The sequence below is a fragment of the Craurococcus roseus genome (genome assembly GCF_039523795.1).
GTDB lineage: Bacteria > Pseudomonadota > Alphaproteobacteria > Acetobacterales > Acetobacteraceae > Craurococcus > Craurococcus roseus.
Genome location: NZ_BAAAFZ010000076.1, coordinates 2,130 through 16,240 on the forward strand (window position 1 = coordinate 2,130; position 14,111 = coordinate 16,240).

The following is a 14,111-nucleotide window of genomic DNA, read 5'->3' on the forward strand; positions in this document are numbered from 1 at the left end:
GGCCGCCTCCAGCCGCGCCAGGGCAGCGGCGATCGCCGCGGGCTCGGCGACCGCGGGCGCGACCGGCAGGCCGGTGGCGAGCGACGCGGCCTGCGCGGCGAAGCCGTCCAGCGGATCGGCCAGCGCCAGCAGCAAGCGGCCGCCCTCCACCCGCACCGGCCAAGCGCGGGCGCGGCGGAGGAAGCGCAGCGCGAGGTGTTCCAGGAGCGCCGGCTGTTCCGGCAACTCCTCCCGCCGCAGCAGCGGCAGGCCGAGCGCGGCGGCCATGGCGGCGGCGAGCGCGTCCTCGGCGAGCAGGCCGAGGGCCAGCAGCGCCCCGGCCAAGGTCTCGCCGGTGCCGCGGCGCGCTTCTTCGGCCCGCGCCAATGCGGGGGCGGGCAGCAGGCCCGTGCCCCGGAGGTGCTCGGCCAGGCGGCGGGACGCGTCCTCGCTCACGGCGGTCTGTCCCAGCCGGCCGCCGCGGCGCCGCCGCCGGCCAGCCAAACGAACCAAGCCGCGGTGGCCAAAGCCGGGGCGAAGGGCAGCGAAGCGCCGCGGTCCAGCCCGCGGTCGCGCACGAGGACGACGAGGAGCGCGCCGCCGGCGGCGAGCGCCAGCACGGGGCCGAGCCCGCCCGGCCCGACCCAGGCGCCAGCGGCGCCGAGCACCCATGCGTCGCCGCGGCCGAGCCCGTCCCGCCCGCGCAGCGCCCGGAAGGCATGTTCCACGCCCACGCACAGGAGGTAGCCGAGCGCGGCACCGACCGCCGCGGCGGGCAAAGCGTCGCCAAGGGCGCCCTTCGCCAACCCGATCAGCGCGAGCGGGGCGGCGAGGCCGACATGGACCACGCCCGCCCGCAGGTCGAGCCAAGCTATGCCGAGGAGGAACGCGCCGAAGATCGCCGCCGAGCCCCAGTCTTCGGGCGGGAGCAGCAAGGCGGCAGGCGGCGCGAGGAGGGCACCCGAGGCTGCGGCCGGCGCGAGGGAGTCGTCGCCGGGCGCATCGCCGCCGAGGCGGCGCGCGAGTCCCGCGCCGGCGGCGCCCAGGACGGCGCCGGCGCAGCCCGCCGCAAGCGCGAGCGCCGCCAAGTCGACTTGTGTAGACAGATCTGCCGCCCTTCGGGTGCTCGACACAATTCCGTGATCGTCTTTCTACCAGAAGGGCAGGATTTGCTACAAATAAATTGCAGTACGGTTGAATAGGCTCCATTTCAGGTGGCTTAGTTACGTTTTAGCGATGATGTGAAGCGGCGCCTGCCGGTGTTTGTTGCAAGTGCGTAAATGTACTTTTAGAAGAACGGTTCAGCGGCGAAGGGAGCGGCGCCTCGCGCCAGCCCTGTTCGGCCGTGGTCGGGTCGGAGGCAGGATGGACGGCATGAGGGAGGGCGCCACGATAGCGCCTCGCCGGTACGCGCTCGCGCTCGGTTTGTCGTTGGCCGCAGGGCTCGGGTCGGCCTCGGCGCAGACGACGGCGCCGGCTGCGGCGTGCGCGCGGGAACTCACGGCCGATGTCGTCGCGCTGGACCAAGCGGTGCAGTTCAACCGCTACGGTTCGCACTACCCGGCCTTCATGGTCTACGCGCTCCGGCAAGACGTGATTCCAAAACCCGGCTCCGGCGCGCTGACGCCGGGCAACGTCAAGCTCCGCGACGACCACCGCCCGCGCCCGCTGGTGCTGCGGATGAATGTCGGCGACTGCCTCACCATCCAGTTCCAGAACCTCTTGAATCCGACACCGGTCGAGGTGAACGAGGCGACCGGGATCTCCATCGACCAGCCGGCGACCCGGTCCGCCGGCATCCACGTCAGCGGCCTCAACTACACGCGCGGCATGCAGGACGACGGCGCCCATGTCGGCCGCAACGCCAGCAGCCTCGTCGCGCCCGGCGGCAGCGCGACCTACCGCTTGCACGCCTCCACCGAGGGGACCTTCCTCTTCTACAACCAAGCCGTCGCCACGGGCGGCGAGGCCAACACCGGCTCCCTCGCCTTCGGGATGTTCGGCGCCGTCACGGTGCAGCCGGCGGGCGCCGAGTGGTACCGAAGCCAGGTGTCGCGCGCCGACCTCGACCTGGCGACCGCGCGGACCGCGGGCGGCGCCCCGGTCCTGTTGCCGACCGGGCACCCGCGCATCGACTACGACGCCGTCTACCCGGCGGGCCACCCGCAGGCCGGGCGGCCGGTCCTCGCCATGCTGCAAGGGACCAAGATCGTCCACGGCGACCTCAACGCCATCATCACCGGCCCGAACCGCGGCCCGCACACCGCGGCGATGGCGCGCAACCCGGTGCTGGAGCCGAACCGCGACCGCGAGCAGGGGCCGGGGGCCGGCACCCGCACGCGGCAGGAGCCGTACCGCGAGTTCAGCGTCTTCTTCCACGACGAGGTGAAGGCGATCCAGGGCTTCCCGCAGTTCGACGACCCGGTGCTCGGCCACACGCTCCACGGGGTGGGCGACGCCTTCGGCATCAACTACGGCATCACCGGCGCCGGCAACCAAGTGCTGGCGAACCGCCTCGGCGTCGGCCCCGCCGCTCACTGCGCCGAATGCAAGTACGAGGAGTTCTTCCTGACCTCCTGGGCGGGCAACGACCCCGCCTTGGTGGTCGACGTGCCCGCCGCCTCGGCCCTGCGCCCGGACGGCACGGTCGACCCGGACGCGCCCAAGGCGACCAAGGCCCTTTACCCGGCCGATCCGGCCAACGTCTTCCCGAGCTACCTCGGCGACCGGCTGCGGATGCGGAACCTGCACGCCGGGGCGGAGCAGCACATCTTCCACCTGCACGCCCACCAATGGCTGGCGAACCCGGACAGCGCCACCTCGTCCTACCTCGACAGCCAGTTCGTCGCGCCGGGCACAGGCCGCACCTACGAGATCGCCTTCAACGGCTCGGGCAACCGCAACCAGACGGTCGGCGACAGCATCTTCCACTGCCACCTGTACCCGCACTTCGCGCAGGGCATGTGGGGCCTTTGGCGGGTGCACGACACCTTCGAGCGGGGCACCGAACTCGACGCGCAGGGCCGCCCGGAGCCGTTCTCCCGCGCCCTGCCGGACGGGGAGATCGGCTCCGGCACGCCGATCTACGCGCTGGTGCCGGTGCCCGGCCTGGCGCTGGCGCCACTGCCTGCCCCGGTGCGCATCGAGCGAGGCCAAGTGGTGCTCGCCGCCACCGGCACCGAAGCCGCGGACAACCCGGGCTATCCCTTCTTCGTGCCCGGCATCGCCGGACACCGGCCGCCGCGCCCGCCGCTCGACACGCTGCACGACGGCGGCTTGCCGCGGCACGTCGCCACCGGCGGCGAGGCGGTGGCGCAGCTCGACCGGCTCGACCTCGACAAGGTGACGGAGCGGCTGGAGGTGCGCTGGCTGGCCGAAGCGGGCGAGCCGGTGGAGCGGGCCGCCATGGCCTTCCACGCCCTCCGCACCCGCCCGAGCGTCACGCACGACGGCACGCCGCGCGCCTTCGTCACCAACGGCCGCGCCCCGGTACGCGGCGCGCCCTACGCCGACCCCTGCCGCCCCGACGCGGACGACCCGGACTACGGCGGGACGCTCCGCACCTACAAGGGCGCCGCGATCCAGACGCGCATCGTGATGAACAAGGCCGGTTGGCACTTCCCGCAGGCGCGCATCTCGGCGCTGTGGGAGGACGTGGCGCCGCTGCTCGCCGGCACGAAGGCGCCGGAGCCGCTGGTCGTCCGGGTGCATTCCGGCGACTGCGTGGAATACCACCACTCCAATCTGGTGCCCTACGTCTACGAGCTGGACGACTACCAGGTGCGCACGCCGACCGACATCATCGGCCAGCACATCCACCTGGTGAAGTTCGACGTCTTGGCGGCCGATGGCGGCGCCAACGGCTGGAACTACGAGGACGGCACCTTGTCCCCGGGCGAGGTGCGCGAGCGCGTGGCCGCCATCCGGCGCAACTACGGCTGCGGCGAAGGGGCAACGGGACCCAACTGCCCCCTCGCCGTCCCGCATCCCTTCTTCGGCGCCGGGCCGGGCAACGAGTGGCTCGGCGCCATGACGACCGTGCAGCGCTGGTACGCCGACCCGGTCACGGACGAGAACGGCGTCGACCGCGGCCTCGGCTCGGTGTTCACGCACGACCACTTCGGGCCTTCGACGCACCAGCAGAACGGGCTCTACTCCTCCGTCGTGATCGAGCCGCGCGGCTCGGTCTGGCTGTCCGCGGAAAGCGACACGCCGCTCGGCTACACGCGGGCGGATGGCGGACCGACGAGCTGGGCCGCCCGCATCATCACCCAGCGGCCCGAAGACAGCTTCCGCGAGTTCAACCTGCAGGTCGCCGACTTCGTGCAGGCCTATGCGAAGGGCGGCGGCGTGGACGCGCTCGGCCGGCCGGCGCCGGACCCGGCGCGCGTGGTGAACGGTCCGGCGCGCGAGCGGATCGGGCTGCCGTACCTGATCGGCCGCGCGCCCCGCTGCCCGGGCGGCGCGCCGCTGCCCTGCCCCGGGGCGATCTCGGTCGCCGACCCGGGCACCTTCACCGTGAACTACCGCAACGAGCCGGTCGCCCACCGGCTCTACGACCCGAACACGCCGCGGCCGGACGGCACGGGCAACGGCGTCCAAGCGCCGGGGCGGGCGGGCGACCCCGCCTACGCCTTCCGCTCCGACGTCGTCCGCGCCATGGCGGACTACAACCGCCAGCCCAACAGCTACCCGCCGCTCACCGCCGGCGTGCAGCCGGGCGACCCGTGGACGCCGCTGCTCCGCGCCTACAAGCGGGACCGGATCATGGTCCACCTGCTGGCCGGCGCGCACGAGGAGGGGCACGTTGCCCACATCCACGGCATGCGCTGGCTCTCCAACGCGGACGACCCGAACTCCGGTTGGCGCGCGGGCCAGCAGCTCGGCATCTCGGAGCACTTCGAGATCGCCAACACCATCATCCCGCCGGAAGGTGACCTGGCGGCGACCGTGGACCACCTTTACGCCGCCTCGGGCGGGCTGGAAGGCTACTGGAACGGTGCGTGGGGCCTGATGCGGAACCACGAGTTCCGGCAGGCCAACCTCGCCCCGCTGCCGAACAACGTGCCGCCCGCGCAGCGGACGGTGAGCACCGGCGCCGGCACCGTCACCGCGGGCGTGACATCGGTCGTCACCAACCTCGCCGACTTCAACGGCGTCTGCCCGCGCACCGCGCCGGTCCGGCGCTACGCGATTTCGGCGGTGGCGGCGAGCGTCGCCGTCGGCGCCAACGGCATCATCTGGAACGACCGGCAGGGCAACTACGGCGGCCAGCGCGGGCCGCTGGTGGACCCGACGGGCGCCTTCTTCGTGCGCGACGCCGACCTCTCGGCCGGCAAGCTGATCGCCGGGCGGCCGGTGGAGCCGCTGGTGCTGCGCGCGGCTGCCGGCGAATGCGTCGAGGTGACGCTGACCAATCGCTTGCCGGCGGGCTGGGCGGCGAGCGTGGCGGACACCGCGAACCACAACTTCGTGGCGCTGCCCTTCCTGGTGGACCGGTTCAACATGAACCAGGTCCGGCCTTCGTCCGAGGTCGGTCTGCACGCGCAGCTCGTCACCGCAGACCTCAGCCGTAGCGACGGCGCCAATGTCGGCCTGAACGCTTCCGTCCGGAACGGCGTGCGGACCACCTCGCAAACGGCCGCCAGCGGCCAGCAGGTCACCTACCGCTGGTACGCCGGCCTGTTGCGCGAGGTGCCGTCCGGCACCGCGGGCCAGGTGCGGCTGGAGGCGGTGCCGGTCGAGTTCGGCGCCGTGAATCTGATGCCCGCCGACCGCATCCGCCACCCCGGCAAGGGCTTGGTCGGCGCGCTGGTGGTGCTGCCGGAGGGCTCGCAATGGGTGGAGGACAGCACCACCCGCACCCAGGCGACGGTGGTGCTGCCGGGCGGCCGTACCTTCCGCGATTTCGTCCTGGTGAACCACGACGACGTCGGGCTGCGCGCCGGCGGCCGCCCGGTGTGCCCCGCCGGCGCCGGGGAAGGCGACGCGCACGCCGGCGAGCCGGTCAGCATCGCCACAAAGGGCTGCAAGGGACTGGACGACAGCCAGGACGCCGGCCTCTACGGCTTCAACTTCCGGTCCGAGCCGATGTGGTTCCGCCTCGGCCACCCGCCGGGGGAGGACTTCGCCCTGACGCGGGACCTCGACTACGCCCGCGCGCTTTCCAACGGCCTCATGGGCGGCGACCCGCGGACGCCGATCTTCACGGCGCGGGCCGGGCAGGAGGTGCGCTTCCGCCTCGTGCAACCGGGCGGCCACACCCGAACCGGCGCCTTCACACTGCACGGCCACGCCTTCGCCGAACGGCCCTACACCGCCGGGGCGGTCGCGTCGCAGCGCATCGAGGGCCTCCGCTCCCAAGCCGGCTACCGGAAGGGCCAGTGGTTGGCGACCCGGGAGGGCATCGGCCCGGGCAACCACTTCGACGTGGTGGTGGAGCAGGCGGGCGGGTCCTTCCGCATCAGCGGCGATTACCTGTTCCGCAACATGTTCCCCATGGCCTTCGACGGCGGCCAATGGGGCATCCTGCGGGTGACGCCGTGAAGCGCGGCGCCCGCGTCCCTGCGGCGCTGGCGGCGCTGCTCGCCCCGGCCGCCATCGCGGCGGCCGGGGAAGCGCCGCCGGCCCTGGTCCACACCGCGGCGGGCCTGACCGCCACGCTGGCGCTGACGGGGGCCGACGGCGGCGTGCCTCGGGCGGGCGAGGTCGCTTCGCTCCGCCTAGGCTTCTCCACGGACAGCGGCGACCCGGCGCGCGGGCTCCGTCCGGCCGCTTGGGGCGAGCGCGCCTCCGTCCACGCCGCCGAGTGTCGGGAGCGTGTCCGCGGTTTGGTTCAGGCGCGGCTGGGACGGCAGGCGGAGTTGGACTTCAACGCTTGGCACCTCGCGGTGCTGGGCGACAACGGCGCGGTCTACGCGCTGGACCCGGTCGGCGGCAACGCGCGCACGCGGCTCTTGGCCGTGGTCAACCTCGGCGGGCGCGTCGCCGGCTTCGCCGAGGACCCGGGCCGCGAGACGTTCTACGCCGCCCTGCCCGACACGGGGGAGGTGGCGGAGATCGACGCCCGCCGCTGGGCCGAGCGGCGGCGGATCGCGGTCGGCGGCCGGCCGGCGCGGCTCGCGCTTGACGCTTCGGGCGCGCACCTTTGGGTGGGGCAGGACGGGCGGGACGGCGCGACCGCGCAAGTGGCGCTGGTGGAGCGCGCGACCGGCTCCGTGGTGGCGAGGCACGAGGCTGGGCCGGGTCCGCACGCGCTGGCGGCGGCCGGCGCGGGGCTCGCGGCTTCGGCCTCGCCGTCCGGCGTTTCGCTGCTGCGCGCCGGAACGGAAGCGCGGCCGTTGCCGGGCCTGGGCGGCGGCTTCGCCGAGGCGGTGTGGTCGCCGCTCGCGGAACTGGTCCTGCTCCTCGACCGCGGCGAGGGGAAAGCGGTGGCGGTGCGGCCGGACGGGCGGCCGGTCGCGTCCTGGCATGTGGCTCCGGGCGCCGCGGGGCTCTTCCTCGACCCGACCGGGCGCCTGCTGATGGTGCCGGAGCCGGACGAGCGGCGGGTCACGGTGGTCGACCTCGGCCGCGGCGCCGTGGCGCACCGTATCGCGCTGGAAGGCCGGCCGCGGCGCGTCGGCTTCAGCCGCGCCCAGGCTTATGTGCAGCACGAGGAGGGCGGCCGGCTCTCGCTGATCGCGTTGAACAGCCTGGTGGAGGGCGGACGGCCGGCGGTCGCCACGATCGCCGCCGGAGACGGCGGGCTCGGCGCGGCCGACGACGCGCTCGGCGCCACGGTCGCCACCGCGCCCGGCGACGGCGCCATGCTGATCGCTTCGCCGGAGGACCGGGTAGCGCACGTCTACATGGAGGGCATGGCGGCGCCCTCCGGCGCGCTCCGCCTGCCGCCGCAGGCACGGCCCCTCGCCATCGCCGCCATCGACCGCGGCCTGCGGGAAGTCGCGCCCGGCCGCTACGAGGCGCAGGCGGTGTTCCCCGCCGGCGGCCGTTGGGTGGTGCCGGTGATGCAGCAGGGCGGCGGGTTCCTCCACTGCTTCGAGTTCGAGGTGGCAGGCGACGCGGTGCCGCTGACGCGCCGCATGCGGCTGCAACTCGCCGCGCCGCAGGGCCGCGCCGTCGCGTCCGGCGGGGCGGCCGTGGCCGTCCGCGTCCGCTTGGCCGGGCCGGACGGCGAGGACCGCTGGCGCGCGGCGGGCGACGTCCTCGGGCGCTTCGTGCAGTTCGCCGGCCACTGGCAGGAGGTGGTGCCGCTGCGCCCGCTCGGCGACGGACTGTACGAGGCGCGGGTCGCGCCGCCGCGGCCTGGGCCGGTCAACCTCTACGTCGAATCGGCCTCGCTCGGCCTGCGACCGGGCACGCTCCCCCACATCACCCTGCGCGCGGTGGAACCATGAACGGACCTGCTCTCGGCCGACGCGACGCGCTCGGCTTGGCCGCCGCCCTCGGCGCGCTCGCATCCCGGGCCGCCGCGGCGCACGACGGGCACAGGCACGACGGCGCCGCGGCGGTGGGCGGCGTCGCGCGGCTGCGCGGGCCGCTGCCGGACCCGCGCGTGACGGACGCCGCGCTGCAACGGCGGCGGCTCGCCTCCGACGTGATCGGCGGGCGCGTGGTGGCGATCGACTTCGTGCTGACCGGCTGCTCCGCGCTCTGCAACGTGGTCTCCGCCTCCATGGCGGGCGCGCAGGAGATCCTGGGCGAGAAGCTGCCGCGCGAGGCGGGCCTGCTCAGCATCGCGCTCGACCCCTTCGCCGACACGCCGGAGGAGTTGGCAACCTACGGCGCGCGCTTCGGCGCCGGCCCGGGCTGGAGCCTGGTGAACGTCCCCGCCCCGGCGCTCGACGAGGTGCTGCGCCGCTTCGGCGGGCCGCAGCCCGGGGCGGACCACGCGCCTCTGGTCGTGGTGCTCGACCCGCAGCGGGGCGAGATGCGCCGGCTGCTCGGTTTGCCGGCGCCGGGGCAGATCGCCGGGGCGGTCACGGCGGCATTGGAGGCGCGGAGGAAGCCGGCATGAGCACGCACCTTCTGTCTCGGCGCGGACTCTTCGCCAGCGCCGCAGCGCTCGCCTTGCCCCGACCCAGCGCAGCGCTCGAATGCGACGCGCGCGAACGCGACTACTTCTCCAATCGCGTGCTGACGGATCAGGACGGCCGCGCGGTCCGCTTCTACGACGACGTGCTGCGCGGCCGGACGGTGTTGATCGGCTGGATCTTCACCTCCTGCCCAGACGCCTGCCCCCTGCTCGCGGCGCGCTGCCTTGCCATCGCCGACGCGGCGGCCGCGCGGGGCGGGGCGGGGCCGCACCTCGTCCACCTCACCACGGACCCCAAGCGCGACCGGCCGGAGCGCCTGAAGGCCTGGGCGGCGCGCTTCGGCGCCTACCCCGAGTGGACGCTGCTGACCGGCGCGCCGGCCGACCTCCGGGACGTGGCGCGGCGCCTCGGCCAAGCGGTGGACGAGGAACGGCCGGACCGGCACACGACGCTGCTGATCGGCGGCAACGCCGCGGCGCGGCGCTGGGTGCGCATCCGCCCGGACATGCCGCCGGAAGCGGCTGGGCTGCAACTCGCGGATCTGGCGTCCGCGCCGGCCGTCGCGGACGCACGGCTGTGCCCGGCCTGAAGCCTTCCCCCCCTTTGCGGCCAAGCGCCGTCGCGGCGCGGGGGGGCAGGTCGGCCGCGTTGGCGCTGCTGCTGGCCGGGGCCGGACCGGCTTCGGCGATGGAGCCGGGCGAGGCGCTGTACGCCCTCGGCGCACGGCCCGGCGCCGTGGCGCCACGAGCGGTCGCGGCCGGGGGCGCGGTGCTGCCGGCGAGCGCCCTGCCCTGCGCCGGCTGCCATGGCGCCGACGGTGCGGGCGGGCGGGCGGAAGCGGGCGTGCGGCCGCCGCCGGTCGCTTGGTCCGCGCTGTCGCGCCCGACGCCGGAGCGGCCGGCCTACGACGAGGCGGCGCTGCTGCGGACGGTTGCGCAGGGCGTCGCGGCGGGCGGGCGGGCGCTCGACCCGGCAATGCCGCGTTACGCCCTCACCCTGGACGACGGGCAAGCGCTGGTCGCGTGGTTGCGGGCGCTCGACGCACCACGGGCGACGCCGGGCGTCACGGAGGACCGGGTGCGGCTCGGCTTGCTGCTGCCGCCGGGCCCGCGCGGCGAAGCCTTCGCCGCCGCGTTCGCGGGGGCGCTGAAGGCCGCGGCGCCAGTGGGCGTCTTCGGCCGGCGGATCGAGCGCGTCGTGGCGCCCGCCGCAGGCGAACCGTCGGACGCGGTGCGGCTCCTGCTCGGGGAAGGGGTGCTCGCCCTGGTTTCCGCGCTGCCGGAGGAGGCGAACGCCGCGGCGCTCGCCGCGGCGGGCGTGGCTCGGGTGCCTTTGTTGTCGGTTCGGGCAGGCGAGGACATGGCCCCGCTCGGCTACGCGCTGCTGCCGGGCGCGGTGGACGAGGGCGTGGCGCTGCTGCGCGCCTTGCCGGAGCCAGGCCGGGCGGCGATCCTCGCCGGCAACGCCGCCGAAGCGCGGCTCGGCGGGCGCATCGCCGATCGAGTCGCGGCCCTGACCGGGGCGGAGCCGCCGGTGGTGGGGGCCGCGGAACTGCGCGCGGCGCGAGCTGAAGGCGTCGCGGCGGTGCTGGCCCTTGCGCCGGCTTCGGGGCTCGCCGAGGCGGTGGCGCCGTTGCGGGAGATCGCGTTGCCGGTGCTGGTCGTGGGCTCTCGCGGCGGCTTGGCGGCACCCGCCGGAGCGGCGGTGCTCGGGCGGCCGGTGCTGGTCGGGCTCGGCGTGCCGGCGGAGATGGGGGACGGGGTCGCGCTGGCGCGCTTCCGCGCGGGCGAAGCGGCGCGGGCGGGCCTCACCGGCCGGCTCGGCCACGCGATGGGCGAGGTGGTCGTGGAAGCGCTGCGGCGCGGCGGCCGCGGCGTCACACGCGAAAAGCTGGCCGCCGCCTTCGCCGGCCCGCCATTCGACACCGGCGCGCTGCCGCCGCTCCGCTTGTTTGGCGGCGCACGCGGCGGCGGCGGCGGAGGCATCCGACTGTTCCAGGTGGACGGGACGGGCCGCGTCCTTCGCGGACCCGCCACGGCCGGCGCCGACTAAGGAGCGTTTCGCATGGCACGCCCGCATCCCCGCCGATGCTTCCACCGTGGCGCACGGCGCGCCGGTTTCACGCTGGTCGAGTTGCTTGTGGTGCTGGTCATCCTCGGGTTGCTGGCGGCGGTCGCGTCGCCGCAGGCCATGCGGTACCTGGGCGGCGCCAAGCACGACGCGGCCAAGCTCCAGTTGCAGGGTCTCTCCACCGCCATCGACCTCTACCGGCTGGACGCCGGCCGTTACCCCTCACGGGAGGAAGGGCTGGCCGCCTTGGTGCAGAAGCCCACCGGGCAGGAGCGCTGGAACGGCCCCTACGTCCGCAAGGCGGAGCAGCTCCAAGACCCCTGGGGCCGCGCGTGGCGCTACCGCGCGCCGGGCGAGCACGGGCCTTACGACCTCTTCAGCCTCGGTGCCGACGACCGGACCGGCGGGGCCGGCGAGGACCGCGACGTGACGAGCTGGTAGCCGCCCCCCGTGCGCGCCCCCGGTTTCACCCTGCTGGAGAGCCTCGTGGTGCTGCTGATCGTGGCACTGGCCGCGACCGCGCTGCCGCGCGTCTCTGGCGCCAGGCAGGGCGGGATCGTGCGCGCCGCGGCGGACGGCGTGGCGGCGAGCCTGCGGGAAGCGCGTCTCGTGGCGCGCGCGGATGGCCGTGAGACGCGCGTGGTGTTCGATACCGGGCCCGGCACCGTGCGCCCCGCGCGCGGGCCGGCGCGGCCGTTGCCGGCGGGCGTGCGGTTGGCTGTCGAGGGCGCGGCGGCGGAGGCGGGCGCGGAGGGGCGGATCGCCATCCGCTTCGACGCCGAGGGAGGGTCCACCGGCGGCCGCGTGACTGTCGCGCTCGGCAGCCACGCGGCGGCCGTCGAGGTGGACTGGATGACCGGCCATGTGCGCTGACCGCCGGGCCGTCGCCGCAGGACGGCGGCGGGTGCGATCCGAACGCGGCTTCTCGCTTGTGGAGGCGCTGGTGGCTTTGGTGGTCGTCGGCGGCGCCGTTGCGGCGGTGCTGCCGCCGCTCGCCCGCGCGTTGGCGACCAAGGCGGAACGCGACACCGGCGTGTCCTCGGTGCTTTTCGCGCAGTCATTGCTGGAAGCGCACGCGCCTCCCGGCGCCGCGCGCCCGGGGCGCTGGGAGGGCACGGCGTCGGAGGGTGCCGGGTGGAGGGTCGAGGTCGGCACCGGCGACGAAGGGCCGCGCGGCGTCGCGCTGCGGCCGGTGCGGGTGGCCGTCGGCGGCGGTATCGTGTTGGACACCTTGCGTCCCGGCCCGGTGGAGACCGGGCCGTGACACGCCCCGGGCTCACCTTGGTCGAGACGTTGGTGGGGCTGGCGCTGCTCGGCTTGGTATCGGCGCTCGGCCTGTCGGCGCTCGGGCTGGTGGGGCGCGCGGGGCATGCGGCGGCCACGGACGCGACGGCGGTCGCCCTGGCGCAAGACCTGCTGCGGCTGCGGCTGCGCTCGGCGGTGCCGGTGCTGGCGGAAGGGCCGGGCGACCGTCCCGTCTTGCTGTTCGAGGGCGGGTCGGAGCGCGTGGCCTTCGTGTCCGAGTTGCCGCCACGCTTCGGCGTGGCGGGGAACGCCCTCGTCGAGCTGCGGCGTGAGGCGAACGCGCTGACGCTGCGCTGGCGGCCCCTGCGCGGCGCGGCGGAGGGCGAAGGCGCCGCAGGACGTGGTCTGCTCGACGGAGTGGCCGCGGTCCGGCTGCGCTACTTCGGCGCGCCGCGCGGCCGTGAAGAGCCGGGCTGGCGGGAGACCTGGACGGAGGCCGCGGTGCTGCCGGCCGCTGTCGCCGTCGAGGTGGATTTCGCCCAGGGCGACACGCGGCACTGGCCGAAGCTGGTGGTGGCACCGCGGCTCGCCGTCGTGGCCGAAGCCCCGTCGCCATGACCGCCACCGGGCTGCTCAATGCTCTCGCGCGCGGCCTTCGCTGGTGGCGGGCAGAGTTGGTGGGGTTGCTGCCGCCGTCAGCGCGGCCGTCCGGGCCGCGGCTGCTGGTGGACCTGCGCGGCGAGTCGCCGCCCGCCGTCGCGCGCCGGGTTTGGGGCGGTGGGTGGCGTGCGGCGGCGCTGCTCGACGCCGGCGGGGCGCGCTTGCTGTCGGCGGAGGCCGAACTGGTCTTGGCGGTGCCGCCCGATTGGGTGTTGCGCCGTACCCTCCGCCTCCCCGAAACGGCGGAAGCGCGGCTCGACGCGGTGCTCGGCTTCGAAATCGAGCAGCACATTCCTTTCACGGCGTCCGAGGTGGTCTGGTCGGCCCGCGTCGCCCAGCGCCTGCCGGAGCAGCAGCGCATCGAGGTGGAGGTGGCGATCCTGCCGCGCCGCTTGCTGGCGCCGGCGGCGGCGCGGCTGCGGGCGTTGGGGTTGAAGGCACCGCTTTCGGCACGCCCTGTCCCGGAGGCGGCTTGGCCGAGCCTGTCGCTGGAGCAGCTCTCGCCCGCCGGGCGGCGCTGGCGTTCGTTGGCGGAGGCGGCGCTGGGGGGGCTCGCAGCGCTGCTCGTGCTGCACCTCGCGCTCGGCGAGTTGCGGCGGGGCGAGGCGGTGGCGGCCGCGGTCGAGGCGCGCTCGGCGGCGGCACGCGCGGACGCCGAGCGCGTCCTGGCGGTGGAGGCGGAGGCGGCGGCGCTCCGGGCGCGCTTCGCGCTTGCGGCTGAGATCCGCGGCGCCCGCCCGCCCGCGGTAGCGGTGCTGGACGAGGTGGCGCGGCTGCTGCCGGACGAGGCTTGGCTGACCGAGTTCCGCTTGGCCGGCGACCAGCTCGTCGTGGCCGGCTTCGCCGCGCGGGCGGACGGGCTGCTCGGCCTGCTGGACACTTCGCCGATGCTACGGGAGGTGCGCTTCGCCGCGCCGGTGACGCGGGACCGCCCGGACGCGCCGGAGCGCTTCCAGGTGGCCATGCGGGTGGTCGCCCCGGTGCCGGCCGCCGTTCGAGCGGCGGCGGTGGTCGCGCGATGAACCGGCTCCCGACCGGCGCGCGGCGGCCGCTGGCCCTGGCGCTGCTCGCGCTGCCGGCGCCGCTGGCCTGGACGGCCTTGGCGGCGCCCTGGCTCGC

General features: G+C 75.4%; 12 protein-coding genes. 10 read left to right on the forward strand and 2 right to left on the reverse strand.

The genetic code is table 11. The features are described from left to right. Positions 1-435: GspE/PulE/PilB domain-containing protein (locus ABD067_RS21895; RefSeq protein WP_456305260.1), on the reverse strand; the 435-nt coding region annotated here is incomplete at its 3' end. Continuing rightward, positions 432-1,067, reverse strand: coding sequence for a prepilin peptidase (locus tag ABD067_RS21900; RefSeq protein WP_343897535.1), 636 nt, complete (start codon positions 1,065-1,067; stop codon positions 432-434). The genes ABD067_RS21895 and ABD067_RS21900, both read right to left, overlap by 4 nt. A 277-nt stretch (positions 1,068-1,344) precedes the next feature. Here ABD067_RS21900 and ABD067_RS21905 point away from each other — a divergent pair, with 277 nt between their 5' ends. Genes ABD067_RS21905 through ABD067_RS21950 form a run of 10 tightly spaced genes read left to right on the forward strand, consistent with a single transcriptional unit; the run spans position 1,345 to position 14,014 of the window. Beyond that, positions 1,345-6,525, forward strand: a complete 5,181-nt coding sequence (locus ABD067_RS21905) for a hypothetical protein (protein ID WP_343897536.1) — start codon at positions 1,345-1,347, stop codon at positions 6,523-6,525. Beyond that, positions 6,522-8,378 carry a YncE family protein gene (locus ABD067_RS21910; RefSeq protein ID WP_343897537.1) on the forward strand — a complete coding sequence of 619 codons (1,857 nt, stop codon included), beginning with the start codon at positions 6,522-6,524 and terminating at the stop codon, positions 8,376-8,378. The genes ABD067_RS21905 and ABD067_RS21910 overlap by 4 nt, the downstream gene beginning before the upstream one ends. After that, on the forward strand, positions 8,375-8,998 hold the full coding sequence (locus ABD067_RS21915; RefSeq protein ID WP_343897538.1) for an SCO family protein: 624 nt from the start codon (positions 8,375-8,377) through the stop codon (positions 8,996-8,998). The genes ABD067_RS21910 and ABD067_RS21915 overlap by 4 nt, the downstream gene beginning before the upstream one ends. Further along, a complete protein-coding gene (locus ABD067_RS21920) occupies positions 8,995-9,606 on the forward strand; it encodes an SCO family protein (protein ID WP_343897539.1) in 612 nt (203 codons plus the stop codon). Before ABD067_RS21915 ends, ABD067_RS21920 begins: the two co-directional genes overlap by 4 nt. A gap of 59 nt (positions 9,607-9,665) precedes the next feature. Next, positions 9,666-11,069: a c-type cytochrome gene (locus ABD067_RS21925; protein ID WP_343897540.1), complete on the forward strand. Its 1,404-nt coding sequence runs from the start codon at positions 9,666-9,668 to the stop codon at positions 11,067-11,069. 12 nt (positions 11,070-11,081) lie between these two features. After that, the gene (gspG, locus tag ABD067_RS21930; RefSeq protein ID WP_343897541.1) at positions 11,082-11,528 is read left to right on the forward strand and encodes a type II secretion system major pseudopilin GspG; all 447 of its coding nucleotides are present in this window, start codon (positions 11,082-11,084) and stop codon (positions 11,526-11,528) included. A 9-nt stretch (positions 11,529-11,537) separates the two neighbouring features. Further along, the gene (locus ABD067_RS21935) at positions 11,538-11,960 is read left to right on the forward strand and encodes a GspH/FimT family pseudopilin (RefSeq protein WP_343897542.1); all 423 of its coding nucleotides are present in this window, start codon (positions 11,538-11,540) and stop codon (positions 11,958-11,960) included. 31 nt (positions 11,961-11,991) lie between these two features. Continuing rightward, positions 11,992-12,351: a prepilin-type N-terminal cleavage/methylation domain-containing protein gene (locus tag ABD067_RS21940; protein ID WP_343897543.1), complete on the forward strand. Its 360-nt coding sequence runs from the start codon at positions 11,992-11,994 to the stop codon at positions 12,349-12,351. Next, positions 12,348-12,950: a type II secretion system protein GspJ gene (locus tag ABD067_RS21945; protein WP_343897544.1), complete on the forward strand. Its 603-nt coding sequence runs from the start codon at positions 12,348-12,350 to the stop codon at positions 12,948-12,950. Before ABD067_RS21940 ends, ABD067_RS21945 begins: the two co-directional genes overlap by 4 nt. Beyond that, positions 12,947-14,014, forward strand: a complete 1,068-nt coding sequence (locus ABD067_RS21950; protein ID WP_343897545.1) for a PilN domain-containing protein — start codon at positions 12,947-12,949, stop codon at positions 14,012-14,014. Before ABD067_RS21945 ends, ABD067_RS21950 begins: the two co-directional genes overlap by 4 nt. Positions 14,015-14,111 lie beyond the last annotated feature (97 nt).